This is a genomic window from Roseibium sp. (assembly GCF_965232425.1).
Taxonomy (GTDB): Bacteria; Pseudomonadota; Alphaproteobacteria; order Rhizobiales; family Stappiaceae; genus Roseibium.
This window is the reverse complement of the sequence record NZ_OZ246971.1, coordinates 4682832-4705749: the sequence shown is the minus strand read 5'-3', so window position 1 is coordinate 4705749 and position 22918 is coordinate 4682832. Positions and strand designations below refer to the sequence as shown.

Here is a 22918-nt window from a genome sequence, read left to right as displayed (position 1 = left end):
TTCATTTCCTTACGTTAAGTTGGAATTTGTACGGGTGTTTGTTTTGAGTACCCCGGAGGGAAAGATGTTGGACACGGGAATTGCCCGGCCGCCATCGCCGACCTATACGGCGATCACGCCGGTAACACGGGCTCCGGAAAAGAACGAGCCGGCCGCCAGGACGGAGTTGCCCGCGCGGGAAACCGTCGGACCTGCCACCGATTCAAGCGAAAGCCAGCGCTCTGCTCAGAACAGCCGCGACGGCAAATCTCTGTTTGAAAGCGTGACCCCGCAACTGGACCGCCGCAACGTCGTCGATCCGGAAAGCAACAGCGTCATCTATCAGGCCACCAACACCGATACTGGTGAAGTGGTTCGCCAGGTGCCGAGTGAAACGCTCCGCCGGCTGCGCGCATACGCCGAAACGATCGAGACCCAGACCGCCTCGGCAGCAGCATCCAGTCTGCAGCGGACCGTTTGATCCGGCGCACCCTACGCGACCTTCATTCGAAAGCCTGACCGTCAACTTGCCCGCTTGGCATGCGGCGGCAGCACTCCGCCCTCTCCTCTTCAGCGCGACGGCCTGATTCCGTTATCGTTTTCAAAGCGATGCGACGGATCGCGCACGTTGATTTCAAGGTTAAAATTCAAAGTTAAAATATTACAAATCGCCTTATTAACCATTTAACCAAATAAATTTACGATAATCATTCACGAATAATTTAGGTTAAATCTCGCTAACCAAATAAATTATCATTTAATACAATATCGAACGTCAGAGTTCAGCTGCCATTCAGGAAGAATGGTATTCAACAGCAGAAGGAACTCTGTAATGGCTGGAATTACACTCTCCAGTGCAGTGCGCACGAACCTGAACTCTCTTCAGGCAACTTCAAGCCTCATGAGCGCAGTTCAGGAAAGACTCTCCACGGGCAAGAAAGTGAACTCGGCGTTGGACAACCCGAATTCTTTCTTTACGGCTCAGGGTCTTGAAAACCGTGCAAGCGATCTCAGCACCCTGCTCGACGACATGGGTCAGTCGATCCAGGGCCTGAAAGCCGCTGACAAGGGCATCTCCTCGATCTCCGATCTTGTCGATGCCGCAAAGGCGAAAGCCAATCAGGCGCTCCAGACCTCAAGCCAGACCGAGCGCGCTCAGTTCGCGACGGAATACAACGAACTCCTCGGCCAGATTGAAGATCTTGCCAAGGATGCGGGCTACGGTGGCAAGAACCTGCTCGGCGGAACGGGTAACGATCTCAGCGTTGTCTTCAACGAAGACGGCACGTCTTCGCTGTCGATCTCCGCGGTCGATTACACCGACACATCCTTGTCGACCGGCCTGAACCTGTCCGATCTGGCAACAGCCGTTGACGGGACCGGAACGCTGTCGTTCACCGCAGCGAGCACGACGACCACCCTGACGACGTCCACGCAGTTCGCTTCGGGCGACACGCTCACGCTGACGGATGCCAACGGCTCGGAAGTTGCGTCGATCACCATCGACGACACCACCACTGTCGCTGATCTGGAAGCCGTTTATGACGGTCTTGACGGCGTGAGCGCCTCGTTCGCTTCAAACGCGCTGACGATCACGTCCGAATATGTGCTGACAACCAGCTCGAGCGGTACACTGCCGGACGAGACGACCAACGGCACGGATTCGGGCTTTGCCACGGACACGGCAATCGAGTCCACACTCAGCTCGCTGAAGAGTGCGCAGGATACGCTTCGTGCCCAGGCGTCCACCTTCGGTACCAACCTTTCCATCGTGGAAAACCGTCAGGACTTCACCAAGGCCCTGATCAACACGCTTGAGGAAGGCGCTGGCAAACTGACACTGGCGGACACCAACGAGGAAGGCGCAAACCTGCTGGCTCTGCAGACCCAGCAGACTCTCGCATCGACCTCGCTGTCCCTGGCAGCCCAGGCCGACCAGAACGTGCTGCGTCTCTTCTAAGAAGGGCGAAATCTCGGACCTCGGGTCCGGCTTCAACCATAGATGCGGCGGGCAAAGTCCCGCCGCATCCCGTTTCTGAGGCACGAAAGACAACTTACCTTTAGTTACAAAGCGTTAAGGTTAAACCGCGCTAACCAGTTTTCTTTAGAGCTTGTTTTCAAATTCGGCCGTTTGATGAGCTCCGAACCCAGGAAGGGTTCTGTATCTCGTATTCCTAGAAGGGAAACAAAATGGCTGACATTACTCTTTCGAGCGCCGTGCGCTCGAACCTGAATGCACTTCAGGCAACCTCCGCGCTCATGTCTTCCGTTCAAGAAAAGCTTGCAACGGGCAAGAAGGTGAATTCGGCGCTCGACAATCCGAACTCGTTCTTCACTGCAAAGGGCCTCGAGAATCGTGCGAACGATCTCAGCACCCTGCTCGACGACATGGGGCAGTCGGTCCAGACCCTGAAAGCCGCTGACGAAGGTATCTCGGCGATTTCCGATCTGGTCGACGCGGCAAAAGCGAAAGCCAACCAGGCGCAGCAGACCTCAAGCCAGACTGAGCGCGCTCAGTTCGCGCTTGAATATAATGAGCTGCTGACCCAGATCGAGGATCTGGCGAAAGACGCCGGCTATAAGGGCAAGAACCTGCTTGGCGGCACGGGTAACGATCTCAGCGTGACCTTCAACGAAGACGGCACGTCTTCGCTGTCGATCTCTGCTGTTGATTACACCGACACATCCTTGTCGACCGGCCTGAACCTGTCCGACCTGGCAACAGCCGTGGACGGAACCGGAACGCTGTCGTTCACCGCCGCAAGCACGACGACCACCCTGACGACGTCCACGCAGTTCGCTTCGGGCGACACGCTCACGCTGACGGATGCCAACGGTACGGAGGTCGGTTCGCTCACGATTGACGACACGACGACCGTTGCCGACCTGGAATCGTTTTATGACGGAATCGACGGCGTAAGCGCCTCGTTCGCTTCAAACGCGCTGACGATCACGTCCGAATTTGTGCTGACAACCAGCTCGAGCGGCACTCTGCCGGACGAGACAACCAACGGCACGGATTCGGGCTTTGCCACGGACACGGCGATTGAATCCACACTCAGCAACCTGAAAAGCGCTCAGGACACGCTGCGTGCCCAGGCGTCCACGTTCGGTACCAACCTTTCCATCGTGGAAAACCGTCAGGACTTCACCAACGCCCTGATCAACACGCTTGAGGAAGGCGCCGGCCAGTTGACCCTGGCGGACACCAACGAGGAAGGCGCAAACCTGCTGGCGTTGCAGACCCAGCAGTCCCTGGCATCCACGTCGCTGTCCCTGGCAGCGCAGGCCGACCAGAACGTGCTGCGTCTCTTCTAAACCAGCAAGCGTTTTCAAAGACTCAGGAAGGCGGGCCGCGGCCCGCCTTTTTTGATTCCTGCCCCGACCAGCGCCGAAGTCTCTTCCGCGCAAGCCTCTCTGCCCTTTCGCAACACGCTCCGCAACAGCGGATTCCTGCCGATTTCTCTTTCCAAATCAGGGCGTTAAGCTCTCGTTAACCCTATAATGCCATCCAATTAACCAATGATTAGGGTTAACAGGAGATGATCCTAATCAACCGGCTCAGGAAGAGCGGAAGTAGTTAGTTGACCCAGGAAAGGGATATCTAAGATGCAGGACATCACCCTGTCAGCTGCCGTGCGGCAGAACCTTCTCACACTTCAATCCACCGCAGACCTGATGTCCGGCGTCCAGAACAAACTGGCGACTGGCCTCAAGGTCAATTCGGCTCTCGACAATCCGAACTCGTTCTTCACCGCATCGGGCCTCAACTCCCGCGCAAGTGATCTGAGCAACCTGCTCGACGACATGGGACAGTCCCTGCAGACGATCAAGGCAGCCGACAAGGGTATTCAGACCATCACTGACCTGGTCGAATCCGCCAAGGCGAAAGCCAACCAGGCGCTGCAGACCCAGAGCCAGTACGAGCGCAAGACCTTTGCAGCTCAGTACAACGACCTTCTTGAACAGATTGAAGACGTTGCGAAAGACAGCTCCTACAAGGGCAAGAACCTGCTCGGCGGCGTCGGCAACGATCTGACGACGATCTTCAACGAAGACGCTACATCGAAACAGACCATCGAGTCCGTCGACTACACCGACACGGCTCTGTCGACCGGCCTGAACCTGTCCGATCTTGCCGAAGGCCAGGGCTCCACCAGCACGTTGCAGCTTCAGGGTGGCAAGGTGACGCTGGCACTTACAGATGGCAGCGGCGCTGCTCTGAACAGCAGCTCGGTCCTTGGAGATTCGACGGCTGTCGCGTCGACAACCACGACACTCACATTCGTGAACAACGAAGGAACTGCCCCGGCCTCTTTGGGTGCTGTAACCGGCGCTTCCAGCGTTCAGGATCTGGTGGATGGTTTGAACGCCCTGTCAGGTGTGCGTGCCGAGTTTGACAACGGCACCGGCGAGCTGACCATCTACAGCAACGAAGACTTCTACGTTGCCGACGGCACCATCGGTGCCGGTCTGTCCGGTTTGACCGTGGCCGCGACGGCGTTCGCCACCACATCCGCCCTCCTCGTCGACTCCGGCTCCTACGCCGTCGGCGACACGCTGACACTGACGGACGGCAACGACTTCGAGCTTGGCTCCCTGGAAATCGAGGCTGATACGACGGTCGATGATCTTGAAAACTTCATCAGCGATTTCAATGGCGTCGATGCAAGCTTCAGCACATCCTCCGGACGTATCACGATCACGTCGGAAACCGACCTGACGCTGACAAGTGACAACGCTGATTTCAATGCCACCGGCTTTACCCAGGACACGGACGGGATTGTGCTGGATGCGATCTCAGACTCGGGATTTGCGACAGACAGTGACATCAACAGGATTGTCGATCGATTAAACACGGCTCTCTCGAACCTCCGATCGCAAGCGTCCGAATTCGGTACCAACCTCTCTGTTGTTGAAATTCGTCAAGACTACACAAAGACGATGATCAATACATTGCAGGAAGGTGCAGGTCTTCTGACCCTGGCCGATACCAACGAGGAAGGTGCAAACCTGCTGGCTCTTCAGACAAGACAGCAGCTGGCGTCCACGTCATTGTCCTTCGCCTCACAGGCAGACCAGACAGTGCTATCCCTCTTCTAAGTCTAGAAGAATCAGTCAGACGCACGACTCACAAGCTGACAAACAGAAACGGCGGGCTCAAAGCTCGCCGTTATCGTTTTGCGCTCCTGACACAGTCTAAATTCTGCGGATTTTTCTTATATCTTTCAGCCACTTAAAAGAAAGCTTTTGGTAACTATTATTTACAGCGCGTTAATCAGTGCATGACCGATTAACTTTCCATTCAGATTTACGTCGCGCGTGCTCGCTCAACTTCAGCAGTCTCTGAGAAGCACTTGCGACGGGTAGCGAATTAGGAAAGCGGTGAAGTCTGATGTCTGATATTGTTCTATCAAGCGCGGTCCGGGACAACCTTCTGTCGCTCAAGCAAACGGCAGATCTGCAATCGATCACCCAGACACGTCTTGCAACGGGCCTCAAGGTCAACACGGCGCTCGACAACCCGAACTCTTTCTTTACGGCGCAGTCTCTCAACGACAGGGCGAGCGATCTTGCGAACCTGCTCGACAACATGGGACAGGCGGTTCAGACCATCAAGGCCGCGGACAAGGGCATCACGTCGATCACGAAACTCGTCGAATCGGCAAAAGCCATTGCCAACCAGGCCCTTCAGACCTCAAGCGAGTTTGAGCGGAAGCAGTTTGCCAGCCAGTACAACGACATTCTCGAGCAGATCGAGGACATGGCGCGGGACTCCAGCTACAAGGGCAAGAACCTTCTCGCCGGGGCCGGCAACGAACTGGAAGTCATCTTCAACGAGGACAGCACGTCCAATCTTACCGTTGAACCGGTCGACTTCACGGACACCACGCTTGACGACGGCCTGAACCTCGACGATCTGGACACCGGCGGTACGGGAACGGCCTCGTTCAACCTCTTCGGCGGCACGGGATCACTGACGCTCACCGGGCTGCAGGCATCCTCGAACCTGACCGACCTCGGCGACTGGGCGGCCGGTGACCAGGTGACGATAACCGACAGCTCCGGAACAACGACCCTGACGGTTGGAACGGACATCACGACCGTTCAGGACTATGTGGACGCCCTGAACGGCCTGGACGGTGTCCACACCAGCTTCGACGAATCGACCGACTCGATCGACATCACGAGCGGTACGTCCGGTCCGATCTACATTTCAAAGAACGCTGCGGGTGGCGGCACGGCGACCGACGGTGGTGCAACCGGCGGAACGACAACGTCATTGACGGTCTCCTCCCTGAGTTCGACCGCGACACTGATCACGTCGGGCGGCTTCCAGGCCGGCGACACCATCACCATCACCGATGGCAACGGGTTCGAACCGGCTTCGATCGAAATCGACGACGAGACGACCGTGAGCGACCTGGTCAGTTTCATCGACAACGTGAAGGGTCTCGATGCTTCGTTCTCGGGCGGCAGCATCAGCCTGATCGGCGAAGTTTCCTTCGATATAACAAGCAGTAACTCGGATTTTAACCGGACGACCCTCGGCAGCACATCAGGCACTGTCGGCTTGTCGGCAGCCGCATCCGAGTTCAAGTCCGATACGGATATCGACCGAACGCTTCAGGCGATCAACGCGGCCCTCGACGAACTCAGGACGGCGGCAAGGTCGATGGGTACCTCGCTCTCCACGGTGGAAATCAGAACCGATTTCACACAGCAGCTCATCAACACGCTTGAAGTGGGCGCGGGCGAGCTGACAATCGCGGACATGAACGAGGAAGGGGCGAACATGCTTGCGCTGCAGACGCGCCAGCAGCTGTCGTCGACCGCTTTGTCGCTTGCAAACCAGGCGGACCAGAGCGTCTTGAGCCTGTTCGGTTAACAGCCGGGATGAAAAGCATTAAGGTATCGGCAAGGCACGTTAACCAATTTGTTAGTGTTTGACGGCGATACTCAAGCGTGGAGGTCACGGAATGGCGCTCAAGGTCGAGCTAAAACCGGGCGAAAGGATTATCATTGGTGACAGTGTCATCACAAATGACAATCAGCGGACCCGTCTGTTTATCGAAGGCCAGGCCCCCATTCTGCGAGAAAAGGACATTCTCACGCCCGCCACGGCGGACACGCCCGCGAAACGCGTCTACCTGGCCGTTCAGCTCATGTATTTGTCCACGGATCTGGAGCGAATTCAGGAGAATTACTTCACTCTCGTAAACGACATTGTGAAGGCGGCGCCGAGTACGATTCCCTACGTTACTAGAATTAGTAACGCCATCCTAACCGGCGCCTTCTATAAAGCACTTAAAGAAGCACGCAAGCTTATCGAGTATGAAGGGACGCTGATCGGTCATGTACAAACAGGCAGCGCAAGCTTACCAGAAAACGAGCCAGGTGGCGGTGTCACCGAGGGAGCTGGAAGCGAATCTGCTGATGAAAGCCGCAGCCCGGCTGCAGCTGATCAAGGATGAATGGGAAGAGTCCTCGCTTGCCGAGAAAGACGATGCACTGGTCTATAATCGCAAGCTCTGGAGCATACTTGTAACCTCGGCAACCAGCGACGAAAGCCAGTTGCCGCAGGATATCAAGAACAATATCGCGTCCCTTGCCGTCTTCGTCTTCAAGCAGACCATCACGGTCATCACGACGGACGACCCCCAGAAAATCAACACGCTCATCAGCATCAATCGGGCGATCGCGGAGGGTTTGCGCGCGCGCGCCGAGAACGCCGAATGACGGTCTGAAACGAGATCCGAACGCAAAAAAGCCGGAGCGATTTGCCCGGCTTTTTTTGTGTCTCGTTGCGTGGCTGAACGCGCGGCACCGCCGTCTCACTCAAAAAGGCTCCAGGGTACGGACCCGTAAATGAAGTCAATTTGGTTTGAATCGTTTTGACCAGCTGCGAGGAGCGAAAGCGCAGGAAATGCGGTGCATTTTCAAGCCTTTCGCGACGATGAAGATGGCCAAAACGGGCAAATCCGAAGGACGGCAAAATGGCTTCACCTAGCAGCGTCACCGCGCTTGACCGGGCAAAAAGCCCGCTCTGCGCACGCTTCCTCGCGAGATTTCGCCATTTCTGCCGCCAAATCGGCTTCATTTACGGGTGCGTACCCTAGAGATAATCGGACAGACTTAGGTTGAAGACGATGGAAGAGGCTCTGTAGGAGACTTCGATGTTGTTCTGGAGCTGAAGGATCTCGGCGGCGACCTGGTTCTGGTCGATGCCCTCGATCTCGGCGATCGTCCCCTCGTAGGTGCTCTTCATCTGCACATGTCTATCGCTCGTCAGCGAGACTGTCCTGTGCGTGATCGCAATGTCGGTTGCAATGTCGACAATGCCCGACTGATCGACACCGACCGGCTGCAGGATGCCGCGCAGATTGGCCGACAGCTCGTTGTAGTATTCTTCATCGGTCTGCGTACCGCCGGAAAAGTCGGCCGCTACGAAGGTCGCGAGAGACTGCACGAGTTCCTTCAGGGGCGTTTCGTTCGCCCTGACGCCGTAGCTCACCGTGAGATTGGAATCGATGACCGCATTCTTGTCGCCGCGCGCATCCGTCGTCGCGGTATTGCGTCCGGTGTACCATTCGACGGTCGTCGATGCGCCCGATATCTGCGCTGTCGCGGTGTCGAACGGAGGGCCATTGACCCGCAAAGGATCCTCACCGGAGAACGTGGCAAAGAACTCGTCCGATGCCCATTCGTCGGATACGGCGCGCAGCGTCGTCTGGGCGTGGTTCTCGATTTCATCCGTGAGCGCCGTCAGAAGGTTCTGTGCAGTTTCTTCCAGATCAACACCGATCGCGAACGTTCCTTCCACTTCGCTTGTCGAGGCGGCGGTGAGTTCAATCGTGATCGTTTCGCTGTGTGTCGGCGGAAGGCTGAGTTGGACCGTGATGCTGTCTCCGAGGTTCGGCTGACCCGTGAACTGGACGTCGAAACTGTCCGGATCCGCTCCGAGCGGCCCCGTGAGCGTTGCGTTTGTCAGCGTCGACGTCACGCTGGAGATATCGAACCCGAAATCATGCGCACCGTCTTCCGCAATCGTGAACGTCGAATCCGTCGGCACGATGCCTGCGTAGTTCGTCGTCAGTGGGGAAATTGTCAGCCGGCCGTTGTCGGACGCGCCGAGATTGGCCTGCTGGTATTCGCTGAGATAGGTCTCCAGACCATCAAGCCCGCCCTCTCCCTTCATGATCGCATCCAGGGCAGCGACGGGATCGCTGATCGCGTCGGTTCCACCGAAAATGTAATAGCCGGCAATCTCGGTATTCAGGATGTTGAGCGCTTCCGTCAACAGCAGTTCGGCGCGTGTCTGTGTCTGTGTCTGGCCGTCGTCCTGAAGGATGAAGTCATTGGAATCCAGAGCCGACTTGGAATCCTGCCGCAGCGATTCCAGCCTTTCCAGAGACATGGACAGGGTCTCCAGGTGCAGATTGGATACGGTTATCGTCTCCTGGTAGCTCTCGATCAGACTGACCTTCTGTGTCAGCTGAATGTCCAGAAGCCGGTTGTCGCCGATCTCGCCGTAGGTGGTCCCGACCTTTCCGGTGGCCAGCTGCGTGGTCTTTTCCGACAGCAGGCTGCTCAGATCACCGAGTTGCTGTGTGAGATAGGATCGTGACGTTGTGATCGTCGAGAAAGTCATTTCGCACCTTAAACGATATTCAGGAGCTCATCGAAGAGATCCTTGACGGTCTGCATGACCCTGGCATTGGCCGCATAGGCATTTTCGAGCTGCACCATGAAGGCAAGTTCGGTATCCAGATCAACGGCATAGCTTTCTTCGTAGCGGACAGCGAGATTGATCGTCAGCGTCTCCTTGGCCGTGGCAAAGGTCTTGGCGTCTTCCGCCTGGTTCCCCTGGAAAGCGATGGTGTTGTTGACGTAGCTGATCACGGTTCCCTGAAACGGGGAGTCCGGGCTGCCGATACCTGCCTCGGGATCGAAATACACGACACCGGAGTTCAGGGCGTTGAGCAGGAACTCGGGCCGCGCCGGATCGTTGGAAGTGTTGGCCGTCGGTGTCGTCTGGTAGTCGATCAGCAGCGAACCGTCGGCGATGAGAGCGGGATTGACGCTAATGCCCGCCGCATATCCGACCCGCTGCCCGCCGGATTCCAGCGCGTCGGTGAACAATTCGGTGCCGGCGCGCTGATCGACAAAGATTGCAAGGCCGAGCCCCTGGTCGCTGTCCGCGGACACCGTGACACTTGCTGAAAGGCTCTGCACGCTTGTGGGCGCACCCGTGTTGCCGAGAACGCGCAGATTGTCCGACCCGTCGTTGCTGACCTGGAGGCCTGTTGCCGCGAGCGCCGCGGTGATGTTCGTGATGTAGGTCGCCGGCGTCCCGCTCGAGATATCGATCCCGAACACGGTGTCGTTCGGATTTGCCGTCGCCGTGTCGTCGAGCGGCAAAAGGCTCGGATCCGAAACAGCCAGAAGGGTAATGGTCTGCGCGACACCGCCGGTGTCGGTGTATTCCAGGGTGATCGTGTTTCCCGGCTGCAGACCCGAAACATCGAGATCGAACCCGTCGTCGGGCCCGACCGTGACGGCAGTGCTTTCAACTGGCACATTCGAAAACGCCAGCGAAATCTCGGCTGCGATCGTATCGAGCTGTCTCTGGGCTTCGACCAGGATTTCGTCCCGCAGTTCGGCGGTCGCGATCATTGCGCCCGAGTTCGACGCGGCGATCACGTCGTAGGTTGAACCGCCCGGCGTGGTTGCCAGAACAGTCTGACCGGCGACTCCGGGCTGCAGTGAATGTGTCGTAACGAAGCTCAGTGTGGACGCCTGGCCGTCGGAATAGAGTTGCTGACCGTCCGCGGTCTGGATAAACAGTGTATTGTTGGCACCGTCCGCAACCTCGACGTCGAGATACCCGGACAATTGCTCGATCAGCCGGTCCCGTTCGTCTTCCATGTCCGCCGTCGACACGTTGGACTGGGTCGCGTCGCGGATCGCAGAGTCGATGTCTTCGATGCTTGTCAGCAGGTTGTTGACGGTCTGGGTCTGGAGCGACAGGGAATCATCGGCTTCCTGCCGCAGATCGGCTATCCGCTCGTAGGCGCTGTTCAACTCGCGCGCAAAAGCCTCCGAAGCGGCGATCACCTCTTGCTGTGCAGTGTAGTTGCTCGGGTCGTTCATCAGCGACGACAACGCGGAGGAAAGGTTCCCGACCAGCGTTGAAAGCCCGGCATTGTCACCGATCGTTCCGAAAATTTCGTCAAGGCGGCCGGTAAAGCTGGAAATCTGCTTTGCGTAGTTGGTATCGGCAAGCGAACCGAAATAGTCCGCCTGGATCTTCTCATCGATGATCCTGGTGATCTCGGTCGCGGTAAGCCCGGCAACATTACCCTGCCCGTCGAAATACGCTTTCGCCGAGATGGTCTTCTTCGAATAACCGACGGTGTCCGCATTTGCGATGTTGTTTGCGGTCACATCCAGCTGGCGCTGATTGTAGGTGATGCCGAAGACCGCGGTGTTCAGGGCGCTTGAAAGACCCATGGCGGGTTCTCCTTTGACGGACGCTACTGCGCCGGAACCGCCAGCAGGCTAGAACCTGCTGGCGGTGAACTCATTACCGGACCATGTTCAGGGCATCGTCCAGCATCTCGTCCGCGGAAGTCACGATCCGCGAATTTGCCGAGTAGGCCTGCTGGGTGATGATCAGCTTCGAAAACTCGTCTGCAATATCCGCATTGGAAAGTTCCAGGTTGTTGGCAAGGATCTGCCCGCCGCCTGTCAGATCCGCTTCACCGGAAGAGGTAGTCGCGGCAAAGGCGGCCCCGTCGACCCGCTTCAGGTTCTGTTCGGCCTCGAATGTCGCAAGCGGGATTTCGAAGACGGCACGTTGCTGGCTGTTCGAGTAACTTGCAATCACCCGGCCCGATTCATCGACGGCAACACCCGTCAATTCGCCGGCCGGATAGCCATCCTGATCAAGCGAAACGGAGCTTGCGGCCCCATCCGGGTCGGAATACTGCGTCAGCGAGAACTGGGTCAGCCCGGCATTGGCAAAGGAAATGCCGACACCCGTCGCATCCGTCCCGGCGATGGTCAGCGTCGCGATGTCAAAACCGTCGCTCGTCCCGTTGACCGTGCCGATCGTACCCGCGGTCATGTTGGTCAGCGTGCCGGTGCTGTCGAATTCGACGTCGCCGACATCGTAATAGGCATTGGTCGCATCTCCACCGGAGCCGATATACATCGTCCAGGTGTCATTCACCGCAGGAGGTCCGGCCGCGGCATTTGCCGTCTTGGCGTAGCGGACCTCGACATTCATCGCAGTGCCATTCTGGTTGTAGATCGTGATCGAGCCGCCGGAAATGGAGCTGTTCAGGAAATCGGTCTCGTTGGCCACTGCCACGTTACCGGCACCCACGGACGAAGCGAGCAGTGCCGTGGACGCCGTGGAACCGTCATAGTCGTTCGTGTTCGGAATGCGCGGCAGGTTTGCCTGGTAGTCGACCTGCGTCGTCGCGGATGCGGCGAGCGGCTGATTGTCGATCTGGATCACGGTGGGATCGTCACCCACCGGGTTGCCGGTCACCGCATCAAGCGGGAAGCCCTGCAGGTAGTAACCGGCACTGTTGACCAGGTAACCGTCCTGATCGCGCTCGAAGTCACCTGCGCGGGTGTAGAAGGTCTCGTCGGCAAACGTCGTTGATCCGTCTACGACATCGGCTGCCTGCGTCACGACGAAATAGCCTTCGCCGTTGATCGCCATATAGGTGTCGACATCCACCTGGGTGATATCGCCCTGGATCGTGTTCGTCGCACGCGACGTTGCATACGTCGTGCCTGCGACCTGAGAGCCCTGGGTCGCCCCGCCTCCAGAGACCAGATCGGAGAAAGTTGTATCGAGTCGTTTGTAGCCGGTGGTCTGCGAATTGGCGACGTTACCGGAGATATTCTCCAGCGCGATCGCCTGCGCCGTCAAACCGGAGACAGCTGAGTTGATAGCCCCATAAATACCCATGATGCGTCCTCTTTATAGATCGGGCATTGCGCGAATGGGCTCACGCCCATGATCAGACTATGTCCGCAAAGCTCGTGCCAGTTCAGTTGAAATTCTTATTAATTTATCAAATTCAGATACTTACGTAGATTTTCGGAATCATTTTCTCACTCGAACCTTTTGCCTGGACCACTCTTGCCGGGCAAAAACTTCCGGCCAGCTGGGCAAGACTGTCCCGCCCGGACGCTGCCGACTGTGCCCTTTTTGCGGGCTTGCTTCCTGCCGCCGGGCCTGCCAGTTTCCGGCCAGGAGTTGAACAACGGACGGCAAAATGCGCTTTGAAGGAACAGACGACTACATTGCAACGGAGGACCTTCGTGTCGCGGTCAACGCGGCCGTGGCTCTTGAGCGGCCCCTCCTGGTGAAGGGAGAGCCCGGCACGGGCAAGACCGTGCTTGCCGAACAGGTGGCAGCGGCCCTCGGAGCGCGGCTGATCGAGTGGCACGTGAAATCCACCACCAAGGCACAGCAGGGGCTCTACGAATATGATGCCGTGTCGCGTCTGCGCGACAGCCAACTCGGCGATGAACGGGTCAAGGACATCAACAATTACATCCGCAAGGGCAAGCTCTGGGAGGCCTTCGAAGCTGCTGAAAGGCCGGTGCTCCTGATCGACGAGATCGACAAGGCGGACATCGAATTTCCGAACGACCTTCTGCTCGAACTCGACCGCATGGAGTTTCACGTCTACGAAACGGGTCAGTCCGTGCAGGCAAGACAGCGGCCGGTCGTGATCATCACATCGAACAACGAAAAGGATCTGCCGGACGCCTTCCTGCGCCGCTGCTTCTTCCACTTCATCAAGTTTCCGGACGCCGAAACGATGGCGGAAATCGTCGAGGTTCACTTCCCCGGTATCAAGAAACGGCTCCTGTCGGAGGCCTTGCGGCTGTTTTTCGATGTCAGGGACGTTCCCGGCCTGAAGAAAAAGCCGTCGACCTCGGAACTGATCGACTGGATCAAGCTTCTCCTGAACGAAGACGTCGATCCGGAAACCCTTCGTCAACAAGATGGCAGCAAACTGATACCTCCTTTGCATGGTGCCCTTTTGAAGAACGAGCAGGATGTCCATCTGTTTGAGCGGCTTGCCTTCATGTCCCGCCGGGAGCGCACCTGAAGCCCGGAGGGCTCGTTGAGACAGCGCATTGCCAGACTGCTCCTGTGGAGCTGCATCGCACTGCAATCCGCGGCAAGTGCCGTGGTTGCCCCGGCACACGGCCAGGTGCCACCCGAGAAGGAAGCGGGCTGGCAGAGCGACGTCGGCGGCTTGCGCCACTTCATGGGATTGCGCTGTCCCGACCAGATCGGCCCGTTTTTCCGGATCAAGGTTCTGGAAGGCGGCGCGACCAGTCTGGCCGGATGCATTTACACCGGCAAAGATGGCATGACTGCAGTCCTGCGCCAGCATGTCCAGGACACGGGACGCCGGGAAGCGATCAGTTTTTCGAGAAACTACAAGGCCGCCGGGTTCGAGGAAGTGCAGCTGAGCGGTGCCGCATCCACCGGGATTTCCTTCAGGACGAGAAGCTGGACACCCACCAGCCTGTGCGAAACGTTGTGGCACTTTGCCGGCGCGGAAGCCGATTTCACGCTCTGGCTGTCCTACACGCTTCCCACACAGCAGGATGAGGTCGGACCCGCGGTGACGGCCTTTACCGAGGTGCTTGCACAGCAAAACTGAACGCGGCATTTGCACAACCGCCCTCAAGTCATTTATTGAGACAGAGAACCAACTGGAACTCTGTTATGCGCCTGCTTTTGCTTCGACACGCCAAGTCCGACTGGGGAGACACAGAGCTCCCCGATATTGATCGGCCGCTGAACGCGCGGGGCAAGGCCGCGGCCGTCACGATGGCGCGCTACCTGCGCGACCAGAAACTGCAGCCGAGCGTGATCCTGTGTTCCACGGCTCAAAGAACCCGCGAGACGCTCGCCCGCCTGCTTCCCTATATGCCGCAGGAAGCCCATATCGAACTCATCTCCGATCTCTACTGGAAGAGCGAGGACGGATATGGTGCGATCATTCGCAAACACGGTCACAGGGCGCAGACCCTTATGGTGATCGGCCACAATCCGGCAACGGAGGACACCGCGCTGGATCTGGTCGGCACAAGCGCACCCGATACCCTTGCCGATCTCCAGGAAAAGTATCCGACCGCCGCACTCGCCGTCATCGATTTCGACATCACGGACTGGTCTGAGCTGGGGTCGGGCACCGGACACCTGGAACGGTTCGTCAAGCCGCGCGATCTCTAGTGAGGTAGACCGTTCGCACGGCCCATTCTCCAAAGAGTTCGGGGGCAGCCACTTGGCCGCCCCTTTCCACCCGTTCTGACCTGTGCACGGAGCGCAGTTCAAAGCAGCTTTCACTTGCCTTAGATGAAATCCGTCTCCGGGATCGCCATGCCGACGGCGCTGGTGCCATGGCCCTGGGCTGCGGCGAGATCGGCTGCAGCCGCATCGCCTTCGGCAGACCCGAACGCACCAAGCGTTTCGGCCGCACCAGCCAGGAGATCGAGGATGTCGCCGGAAGCAAGAGAGTCCGTTCCGACCGTGACATCTTCCACGGCAAAGCTGAAGTCGTCCATGGGATCTGTCTCGTTGTAGATCGCTTTCAGATCGAACTGGAAGCTGTCCGCACCCTGAACAACCTTGAGCCATTCGACCGCGGTCGCGTCCTCGTCCATGCCGTGAACGGTCGCCACGGTCTTGTCGTCGAACTGGATCTGAAGCGCATCATCCGCCTTGACGAAGTGGAAGGCGTCCTCGTCCATTGCCTGAAGCGAAAAGCTGCGTAGCTCGATGACATCATTACCGTCCGGTGTTTGCGAGATATCGTCGAGAACCGGCAGGTCTACACCGAAGCTCTCCAGGAACGACTTCACACCGTCGGTCGCACGCTCGGCAATGGTCGCCTCGCCGTCCGCCCAGATGGTGTAGGTATCGTCGCCCGCCTCGCCGGAGAGGAAGCCCTCACCTGCGAGCACATCGGCACCGACACCACCCATGACCACGTTCGCCTTGACTTCGTAGGCTCCCAGACTGGTCGCCAGATCGAAGTCGGGGCTGAAGTCGGTCACTGCGTCGATCAGCTTGCCGATCGGCTCTGTGATGCCTTCGATGGCGTTGACCGTCGCCGTCAGCGCCGAGCGGAAATCCTGAACCCAGGGTACATCTGTCAGGGCGTCATGGATGACGATCTTGGTGAAATCCATAACATCCATGATGATGTCCGAGCCGGAGCCGCCGGCGAAGAAATTGCCGAAGCTGAAGGAAATCTCGGCAAGGTCTTCGATGCTTGCGTCTTCACGGTCCATGGCAAGAACATCCGCCATTTCACCAAGACCGTTTGCGGTCAGCACGAGATCGTCACCGGCTCCGCCCATGACGAGCGAGTTGGCATCTGCAAGGCTCAGCAGAACGTCGTTGTCCGCGCCGCCATGCGCAATGGCGCCGGGGCCTTCGGCGACCATCAGGTCGGCCCCGTCGCCGCCGAGCTGCGCCGTGACGACGATCTCGGACGGCAAGGCGCCGGTCACGATGCCACCCTTGCGGTTGCCGTCGCTGTCCGTGTCGGTGTTGAGCGAAACGGACGCAGCCGCATCCTCACCGAGGGAGAGGCCAAGCATCACGTCCGTGCCCGCGCCGCCATACTGGAACGAGGCTGCGGCCTTGTACTGGGGCGCGACCACTTTCGCCGCGGCGACCATCACGTCGGAACCCTCGCCGCCGAACTGCGCGACGCCCTGGCCGCCGCCGATCAGGATGTCGTTTCCTGCATCGGCATATTGCACGACGCCGATACCGCCGCCTACCATGACATCGTTGCCCTGGCCCATGACCTGGGTGGTCATGCCGCCGGCACCGAACGCATAATCCTTGCCGGACCCGCCAAACTGGAGGTTGTTGGTGCCACCACCGACGAGCACGTTTGTGCCGCCACCCTCGGTTTCGAAGTGTTCATCGAAGTTCTCGATCACCTCGGCGAACTTGCCGTCATCGAAGCCGAGGTCCGACGGAATGGCACTCCACAGGTGATCGCCAAACTGGATATTGTTCGCGCCGCCGGCCATCAGGAAGTCATCGTCGGACCCGCCGATCTGGATGTTCGCTCCGCCGACCGCGAAGAGCTTGTCCTTGCCGCTGCCGCCATGCTGCAGGTTGAGCCCCGCGACACCAACCAGCACATCCTCACCGTCGCCGCCGAACTGGCCGACATTCACGCCGAGACCATAAAGCTGATCGTTGCCGGCGTCGCCGAATTGAAGGTTGCCGTTGCCGGCCGCCGCCAGCAGGTCTTCGCCGTCGCCGCCGAACTGGATATTGGCAACGCCGAGCGCCTTCATCTTGTCGTCGCCCGTTCCGCCGAACATGGTGTTCACGCCGCCAAGCGCCAGCATTTCGTCATTGCCGGCATCGCCATGGACAACGTTGACACCGCCGATCGCCTCGATTGTGTCGTCACCGGCTCCGCCATTCAGGACGTTGACGCCACCGGCGGCCTTGATCGTGTCGTTGCCGTTGCCGCCAAACGCCGTCGTGGCTCCGGCTTTCGCCTCGATGAAATCGTCGCCGTTGTCGCCGTGAATGACGTTGTTCACGCCGTAGCCGTACATCGCGTCGTTGCCGTCACCGCCGCGCATGACGTTGGACGCGCCGTGACCTTCCATGCGGTCCGCACCGTCATTGCCGTTCATGACGTTCGAGGCACCATAACCGGTCATATCATCGTTGCCGGTTCCGCCATGCATGACATTGGAGGCTCCGTGGCCCTCCATCGTGTCGTCGCCGCTGTCGCCGTACATCACGTTGGAAAGGCCGCGGCCTTCCATGTGGTCGTTGCCGGTTCCGCCCCGCATGACATTGGAGGCTCCATAGCCGTACAATTTGTCATTGCCGCTGTCGCCGTTCATGACGTTCGACGCACCGTAGCCTTTGAGCGTGTCGTGATCATCGCCGCCATACATGACATTCGAAGCGCCGCGGCCTTCCAGCGTGTCATTGCCGTCCTCGCCGCGCATGACGTTGGAAGCGCCATAACCCTTCAGCGTGTCGCTGCCGGTGCCGCCATACATGGTGTTGGAGGCGCCATATCCGTAGAGGCTGTCGTTGCCGGAGCCGCCCTTCATCTTGTTGGTGACGCCGTAGCCGTAAAGCTTGTCGCTGTAGCTGCCGCCATCCATGTCGTTGTAGGCGCCGTATCCCTTGAGCGTGTCGTAGCCGCTGTCGCCCCGCATGACGTTTTTCGCGCCATAACCGTAGATCGTGTCGTTGCCGGTACCGCCGCGCATCTCGTTGTAGGCGCCGTATCCGTACAGCTTGTCGGAGCCGCTGTCGCCCCAGAGGTAGTTCTTGGCACCATAGGCCTTGACGGTATCGTTTCCGGAACCGCCGCGCAGGTAGTTGAGCGGCGCCCAGCCGCCGACGAAATCATTACCCGATCCGCCGCGCAGATCGTTCTTGATTGCGGAGTAGCCGTAGAGCTTGTCGTTGCCCGACCCGCCGTCCTTGTTGCCATAAAGGCCATAGAGTTTGTAGGTCTGGTGAATGCTTTTGGATGAAGAGCCCATAATGAAAGGTCCTTTGTTAAATCGGAAAAGGGGAATTACGCCGCGTAGGCGCGTGCTTTTACGGGACGACCGTTCTGGTCACGGCCCGGGTGCTGGACGATGCGCAGGACATGTCCATTTCCATCGCGGCGGACCGACCGCAGGGCGCGGTCTGGGAAGACGGTCCGCTTGAGATCCCGGGCGGTCTGGAAACCGTCTCCGAAAGGGGCGATGAAATCGATGACGACCGGATTGGACCCGTTGTTCCACTGGTCCGGTTCCGGAAGATGATCCTGATGAAGAACGGCGTCTTCCGTTGCCGCGTCGAGCCAGGCCCATGTCGCAAGGGCGACCGGCAGTCCGCCGCGCCGCCAGATGCGCAGCTGACCGAGCATCAACGGCGGCAGGATCAGCGCTCCGATTTCGGAGATGCTCCGGTCCCTGTGCAGCGGGCTTTCTGCCATGAGCACATGGGCCTCTCCGAGCATTGCGAAGGTGGTCTGTTTGTCGATCTGAATGCCGGTCATCTTGCAGCTCCTGACAGCGTTTGTGTTGTCAGAAAGCTAGGTTCGGCCCTGTTCGATCGTTATGGGGTCAATCCCCCAATCGGCATGCATCGAGCTTTTGCAGGACGGCTGCACACGGCTTCTCGCAACTTCTCACCGAATGCTGATGCATCGTGATTGGCCTTCAAACGCGCCGGACGCTCTTTATTGGGCGACCAGTGTGCCGCCCGGTTGAAACTATGAACGCGCAAGGGCTGCGCACCCAATGTTCGTCAGGTGAAAGGTGCTTTCATGGCTCTGGCAATTGCAACTCAGTCCCGCATCGCTTTCGTGGCGTCGATCATGGCGCTGTGCGTCTCCTGGTCAGGCGTGTCGCAGGCGGAACAGGCGTCTGCCCTTCCCGGCTACGTGATCGAACAATACGGCGCGCCGCCCGAAATCCCGGACGGGCCGTTGTCCGACAGCCTGAAGGCCGCCGTCGACGCAGCCTTTGTCGACAGCATCAAGCAGTCGGCATGGGGACGAGACCAGACGCTGGCGCTCACCGAGGTCGCGGAATCAAAAGACCCCCGGCTCGTCTGGATCATCAGCGACCTGATGCGCTTCACCGCCGGTTCGCAACTGAGCACCGCGCTCACCGATGCGGCCTCGAAACTTCTGCAGAAACAGATCCCGGTCGACAACAACTGGGGTGTCATCACCGATCACCTCATCGCCTGGGACATTCCCGCACCGCCCGACTACCTTGCGGTCAAGCGCGGCATCTTCACCACGATCGTTCCCGGCTGGGACCGGATTTTCGTCGAAGGCGACATCGACTGGCGCCACGTGTCCTGGGGCGGTGTCCTGATCGACAATCGCGCCTACGACACGACCGACGAGGTCTGCAACTGCATTCCTGCCGCCGACAATCCCGAGGTCAGCAGTGCCGAGGATGCGACCTGGCTGAAAGACGATGACATCGTCTTCGGCGTTGGCGTGAACGGCGAGTACCGCGCCTATCCGCGGCGCATCATGGAAGTTCGCGAAATGGTCAACGATACCCTCGGCGGACGCGACCTCGGAATTCCATATTGTACCCTGTGCGGCGCGGCGCAGGCCTATTTCACCGACCAGTTGCCGGGTGGTGTTGAGCGCCCGATCCTGCGAACCTCCGGACTGCTGATCCGCTCCAACAAGGTCATGTATGACGTCAACACCTATTCGGTCTTCGACACCTTTCTCGGCAAAGCCGTTACCGGCCCTCTCCGCGACAAGGGCGTCCAGCTCGAACAGGCAGGCGTCGTGACAACGGATTGGGGAACCTGGAAGAAGGCCCATCCGGAAACGACCGTGCTGGTGGAAAGACTGGCGCTCGGCCGGGACTTCGACTTCCGCAACGGCCGTGACGCCAATGGTCCGATCTTCCCCGTCGGCGACGTTGATCCGCGCCTGCCCGTACACGAGGACGTCATCGGCATTGTCACGGCATCCGGAAAGCCCGTGGCCTTCCAGCGGAGCAAGGCAATGGCCGCCCTGCAGAAAGGCGACGAGATCACGTTCGAAAACGTCAGGCTTGAGCTGGATGCCGGCGGGATCCGCGCCGTCGATGCGGACGGCTCCGACCTCGGCAGCCACCAGGCCTTCTGGTTTGCCTGGTCCCAGTTCCACCCGGGAACCGAACTCTGGCCGGGCTGAGACGCTTGTCCGGCAAGGCTGCCGCGTCCGGCATCAGCCGTTGGCGCGGTAGTCCCGCGGTGACCTGCCGAAACGGTCCTTGAACATGCGTGCCAGGCTCTGCTGGCTCGCAATGCCCCAACGATAGGCTATGTCCGCGATCGAATGGCGGGCATAGCGGCTGTCCTTCAGATCCGCCGCAATCCGGTCGAGACGCAATGTTCTGATCTCCGACGAGATCGCCCGGCCGTCGCTTCGATAAAGCTCGGAAAGACGCCGCAACGACAGGCCCATGGCGGCCGCAAGCGCATGGCGATCGAAATCGGGATCCGCCAGGTTGGCGCGTATCTCTGCATCGGCACGCAGCAGGATCTGCTGCTCCGGCCTGCTGAGTTCGAACCGCGTTTCCCTGAGCGACGCGAGGCCGGTCACGAAAAGATCGACAACGGTATCCTGAAGGGAGTGCTGAACCTGCGCCGGTGACTGGTCGATCGCGCTGACAAGGCGCACGGCACTGTCGTGAATGATGCGCCCCATCACGCTGCTGCCGGAGACGGATATGCCGGTCAGGAGATCGGCATCCGGCAGGCGGCTCAGGAGCATGTCTCGCGGGATCTGCACGACAAGCTGTCGGAACCCGTCCGGCAGTTCGAGATTGTAACGGTCAACGCTGCTGTAGAGCGCGAAATCACCCGGTTTCAGCCGCGCCTGGCGTCCGTCCTGCAGGACGCCGCCTTCCTTCTGCATCTGCAGGCTGATCAGGAAGCTGTCTTCACCGGCCCGCGCGATATCCCGGCGCCGGCGCCGCACCGATTGCTGGCTACCCGAGACAAAAGAGGCGGAAAGCCGGGACAACCGGTTGAGCAGGATCTCGCCGTGAAAATCGTCCGGACGTTCGCATTGGCAATCGAGGTGAACATAGGCATCGCAGACGGCTTCACGCCAATAGGCAAAGCCCTCGGTCTGCCGGACGCTTTCCGTGCTCAGCAAAATCGCCATTCACCGCCACCTCCTATCCCGACAGAATTAGCACAGCGCGCCCGTTTTGCGAAGTTTCCGCGCCCTTGTGCCCGGAATGAGCGTTTTTTCCGCCCGGAATGAGAAGTCGGTGTCCCGCCGGTATGACACTGTTGTTGCAAGCGTCACATCGTGGAGGACAATTCATGACCGCTCCCTTCAAGGCGGCCGCCGTTCAGGCGTCACCCGTGTTTCTGGACCTGGATGCCAGCGTCGACAAGGCCATCGGACTGATCAAGGAGGCTGCATCCCAGGGCGTCAAGCTGATCGCCTTTCCCGAGACCTATCTGCCGGGCTACCCCTGGTACATCTGGCTGGATGCAACGGCCATGTACATGCCGCTTGTTCCCCGCTATGCCGCGAATTCCATCAGGGAAGGCAGCGAACAGGACAAGCGTCTGGCGCAGGCAGCCAAGGACAACGACATGCATGTCGTCATGGGGCTATCCTGGAACGTCAATGGAACCCTCTACATGGGCCAGTGGCACTACGGACCGGACGGCGAAGTCATTTCCCGGCGCCGCAAGCTGAAGCCCACGCACGTGGAACGCACCGTCTTCGGGGAAGGCGACGGCAGCGACATGTCCGTTCACGAGACCGAACTCGGCCGGATCGGTGCCCTGTGTTGCTGGGAGCATATCCAGCCGCTGAACAAGTACGCCATGTTCTCGCAGAACGAACAGATCCACGTCGCCGCCTGGCCCAGCTTTTCTCTCTACGAAGGCGGCGCCTACGCGCTCGGGCCGGAAGTGAACGAGGCGGCCAGCCGCATCTACGCGGTCGAGGGGCAGTGCTTCGTCCTGGCCGCCTGTGCCACGGTGTCCGAAGAGATGTCCCAATTCCTGTGCGACACGCCGGTGAAGCAGCAGTTGCTCAAGACCGGCGGCGGCCATGCCCGCATTTTCGGCCCCGACGGCGCACCGCTCGGAAACAATCTCGCACCGGATGAGGAAGGCCTGGTGATCGCCGATATCGATCTCAACATGATCGCCATCGGCAAGGCCGCCGCCGACCCGTGCGGTCACTACTCCCGGCCCGATGTCTTCCGGCTGATGTTCAACAGGAAACCCAGCCCGCCGGTGATGAGCTTCGACAACGAGGCTGCCCGCTATGTCGAGCAGGACGAGGCGGATGCTGCAGCCGTCGTGGCGAACGCCGCCGAATGAGACATCTTCCGGGGCGCA

Annotated in this window: 18 protein-coding genes; 12 read left to right on the top strand and 6 right to left on the bottom strand. The window is 59.2% G+C overall.

Annotated elements, in window-relative coordinates:
• Window positions 1-64: 64 nt before the first annotated feature.
• From ACO08A_RS21370 to flaF, 7 genes are all read left to right on the top strand, one after another.
• Window positions 65-460, top strand: coding sequence for a hypothetical protein (locus tag ACO08A_RS21370; RefSeq protein ID WP_422037933.1), 396 nt, complete (start codon window positions 65-67; stop codon window positions 458-460).
• Between the two features lie 351 nt (window positions 461-811).
• Window positions 812-1939 carry a flagellin gene (locus tag ACO08A_RS21365; RefSeq protein ID WP_422037932.1) on the top strand — a complete coding sequence of 376 codons (1128 nt, stop codon included), beginning with the start codon at window positions 812-814 and terminating at the stop codon, window positions 1937-1939.
• A 230-nt stretch (window positions 1940-2169) separates the two neighbouring features.
• Window positions 2170-3297, top strand: coding sequence for a flagellin (locus ACO08A_RS21360; protein ID WP_421983797.1), 1128 nt, complete (start codon window positions 2170-2172; stop codon window positions 3295-3297).
• Window positions 3298-3588: 291 nt separating this feature from the next.
• The gene (locus ACO08A_RS21355; protein WP_421983798.1) at window positions 3589-5082 is read left to right on the top strand and encodes a flagellin; all 1494 of its coding nucleotides are present in this window, start codon (window positions 3589-3591) and stop codon (window positions 5080-5082) included.
• Between the two features lie 292 nt (window positions 5083-5374).
• Window positions 5375-6868: a flagellin gene (locus tag ACO08A_RS21350; protein WP_422037931.1), complete on the top strand. Its 1494-nt coding sequence runs from the start codon at window positions 5375-5377 to the stop codon at window positions 6866-6868.
• Between the two features lie 91 nt (window positions 6869-6959).
• Window positions 6960-7454, top strand: a complete 495-nt coding sequence (gene flbT, locus ACO08A_RS21345; protein ID WP_319382867.1) for a flagellar biosynthesis repressor FlbT — start codon at window positions 6960-6962, stop codon at window positions 7452-7454.
• Window positions 7336-7719 (top strand): flagellar biosynthesis regulator FlaF, encoded by a 384-nt coding sequence (flaF, locus tag ACO08A_RS21340; RefSeq protein ID WP_422037930.1) that lies wholly within the window; start codon window positions 7336-7338, stop codon window positions 7717-7719. The genes flbT and flaF overlap by 119 nt, the downstream gene beginning before the upstream one ends.
• 376 nt (window positions 7720-8095) lie before the next feature.
• On the opposite strand, the gene ACO08A_RS21335 is transcribed toward flaF, so the two are convergent.
• The 3 genes from ACO08A_RS21335 to ACO08A_RS21325 form a co-directional block, all read right to left on the bottom strand.
• Window positions 8096-9631: a flagellar protein gene (locus ACO08A_RS21335; RefSeq protein WP_422037929.1), complete on the bottom strand. Its 1536-nt coding sequence runs from the start codon at window positions 9629-9631 to the stop codon at window positions 8096-8098.
• 8 nt (window positions 9632-9639) lie between these two features.
• Entirely contained in the window at window positions 9640-11493 is a 1854-nt protein-coding gene (gene flgK, locus ACO08A_RS21330) for a flagellar hook-associated protein FlgK (protein ID WP_422037928.1), read from the bottom strand.
• Window positions 11494-11566: 73 nt separating this feature from the next.
• The gene (locus tag ACO08A_RS21325) at window positions 11567-12967 is read right to left on the bottom strand and encodes a flagellar hook protein FlgE (RefSeq protein WP_422037927.1); all 1401 of its coding nucleotides are present in this window, start codon (window positions 12965-12967) and stop codon (window positions 11567-11569) included.
• A 310-nt stretch (window positions 12968-13277) separates the two neighbouring features.
• Between ACO08A_RS21325 and ACO08A_RS21320 the strand changes: the two genes are divergently transcribed.
• The 3 genes from ACO08A_RS21320 (at window position 13278) to ACO08A_RS21310 (ending at window position 15262) form a co-directional block, all read left to right on the top strand.
• Window positions 13278-14123, top strand: coding sequence for an AAA family ATPase (locus ACO08A_RS21320; RefSeq protein ID WP_422037926.1), 846 nt, complete (start codon window positions 13278-13280; stop codon window positions 14121-14123).
• Window positions 14124-14138: 15 nt separating this feature from the next.
• Entirely contained in the window at window positions 14139-14687 is a 549-nt protein-coding gene (locus ACO08A_RS21315) for a hypothetical protein (RefSeq protein WP_422037925.1), read from the top strand.
• Between the two features lie 65 nt (window positions 14688-14752).
• Window positions 14753-15262: a SixA phosphatase family protein gene (locus ACO08A_RS21310; protein WP_422037924.1), complete on the top strand. Its 510-nt coding sequence runs from the start codon at window positions 14753-14755 to the stop codon at window positions 15260-15262.
• Between the two features lie 119 nt (window positions 15263-15381).
• Here ACO08A_RS21310 and ACO08A_RS21305 read toward each other — a convergent pair whose 3' ends face one another.
• Both ACO08A_RS21305 and ACO08A_RS21300 read right to left on the bottom strand, forming a co-directional pair.
• The gene (locus ACO08A_RS21305; protein ID WP_422037923.1) at window positions 15382-18576 is read right to left on the bottom strand and encodes a calcium-binding protein; all 3195 of its coding nucleotides are present in this window, start codon (window positions 18574-18576) and stop codon (window positions 15382-15384) included.
• 35 nt (window positions 18577-18611) lie between these two features.
• Window positions 18612-19082, bottom strand: coding sequence for a toxin-activating lysine-acyltransferase (locus ACO08A_RS21300; RefSeq protein ID WP_422037922.1), 471 nt, complete (start codon window positions 19080-19082; stop codon window positions 18612-18614).
• 270 nt (window positions 19083-19352) lie between these two features.
• Here ACO08A_RS21300 and ACO08A_RS21295 point away from each other — a divergent pair, with 270 nt between their 5' ends.
• A complete protein-coding gene (locus tag ACO08A_RS21295) occupies window positions 19353-20738 on the top strand; it encodes a DUF3179 domain-containing (seleno)protein (protein WP_422037921.1) in 1386 nt (461 codons plus the stop codon).
• A gap of 33 nt (window positions 20739-20771) precedes the next feature.
• On the opposite strand, the gene ACO08A_RS21290 is transcribed toward ACO08A_RS21295, so the two are convergent.
• Complete coding sequence (locus ACO08A_RS21290; RefSeq protein ID WP_422037920.1) at window positions 20772-21716, bottom strand: helix-turn-helix domain-containing protein; 945 nt, start codon at window positions 21714-21716, stop codon at window positions 20772-20774.
• A 164-nt stretch (window positions 21717-21880) separates the two neighbouring features.
• Between ACO08A_RS21290 and ACO08A_RS21285 the strand changes: the two genes are divergently transcribed.
• Window positions 21881-22900: a carbon-nitrogen hydrolase family protein gene (locus ACO08A_RS21285; protein WP_422037919.1), complete on the top strand. Its 1020-nt coding sequence runs from the start codon at window positions 21881-21883 to the stop codon at window positions 22898-22900.
• Window positions 22901-22918 lie beyond the last annotated feature (18 nt).

What these genes read in the sequence shown, in the direction of transcription:
- ACO08A_RS21370 (WP_422037933.1), top strand. Translation starts at nt 65, where the DNA reads ATGTTGGACACGGGAATTGCCCGGCCGCCATCGCCGACCTATACGGCG.
- ACO08A_RS21365 (WP_422037932.1), top strand. Translation starts at nt 812, where the DNA reads ATGGCTGGAATTACACTCTCCAGTGCAGTGCGCACGAACCTGAACTCT.
- ACO08A_RS21360 (WP_421983797.1), top strand. Translation starts at nt 2,170, where the DNA reads ATGGCTGACATTACTCTTTCGAGCGCCGTGCGCTCGAACCTGAATGCA.
- ACO08A_RS21355 (WP_421983798.1), top strand. Translation starts at nt 3,589, where the DNA reads ATGCAGGACATCACCCTGTCAGCTGCCGTGCGGCAGAACCTTCTCACA.
- ACO08A_RS21350 (WP_422037931.1), top strand. Translation starts at nt 5,375, where the DNA reads ATGTCTGATATTGTTCTATCAAGCGCGGTCCGGGACAACCTTCTGTCG.
- flbT (WP_319382867.1), top strand. Translation starts at nt 6,960, where the DNA reads ATGGCGCTCAAGGTCGAGCTAAAACCGGGCGAAAGGATTATCATTGGT.
- flaF (WP_422037930.1), top strand. Translation starts at nt 7,336, where the DNA reads ATGTACAAACAGGCAGCGCAAGCTTACCAGAAAACGAGCCAGGTGGCG.
- ACO08A_RS21335 (WP_422037929.1), bottom strand. Translation starts at nt 9,631, where the DNA reads ATGACTTTCTCGACGATCACAACGTCACGATCCTATCTCACACAGCAA.
- flgK (WP_422037928.1), bottom strand. Translation starts at nt 11,493, where the DNA reads ATGGGTCTTTCAAGCGCCCTGAACACCGCGGTCTTCGGCATCACCTAC.
- ACO08A_RS21325 (WP_422037927.1), bottom strand. Translation starts at nt 12,967, where the DNA reads ATGGGTATTTATGGGGCTATCAACTCAGCTGTCTCCGGTTTGACGGCG.
- ACO08A_RS21320 (WP_422037926.1), top strand. Translation starts at nt 13,278, where the DNA reads ATGCGCTTTGAAGGAACAGACGACTACATTGCAACGGAGGACCTTCGT.
- ACO08A_RS21310 (WP_422037924.1), top strand. Translation starts at nt 14,753, where the DNA reads ATGCGCCTGCTTTTGCTTCGACACGCCAAGTCCGACTGGGGAGACACA.
- ACO08A_RS21305 (WP_422037923.1), bottom strand. Translation starts at nt 18,576, where the DNA reads ATGGGCTCTTCATCCAAAAGCATTCACCAGACCTACAAACTCTATGGC.
- ACO08A_RS21300 (WP_422037922.1), bottom strand. Translation starts at nt 19,082, where the DNA reads ATGACCGGCATTCAGATCGACAAACAGACCACCTTCGCAATGCTCGGA.
- ACO08A_RS21295 (WP_422037921.1), top strand. Translation starts at nt 19,353, where the DNA reads ATGGCTCTGGCAATTGCAACTCAGTCCCGCATCGCTTTCGTGGCGTCG.
- ACO08A_RS21290 (WP_422037920.1), bottom strand. Translation starts at nt 21,716, where the DNA reads ATGGCGATTTTGCTGAGCACGGAAAGCGTCCGGCAGACCGAGGGCTTT.
- ACO08A_RS21285 (WP_422037919.1), top strand. Translation starts at nt 21,881, where the DNA reads ATGACCGCTCCCTTCAAGGCGGCCGCCGTTCAGGCGTCACCCGTGTTT.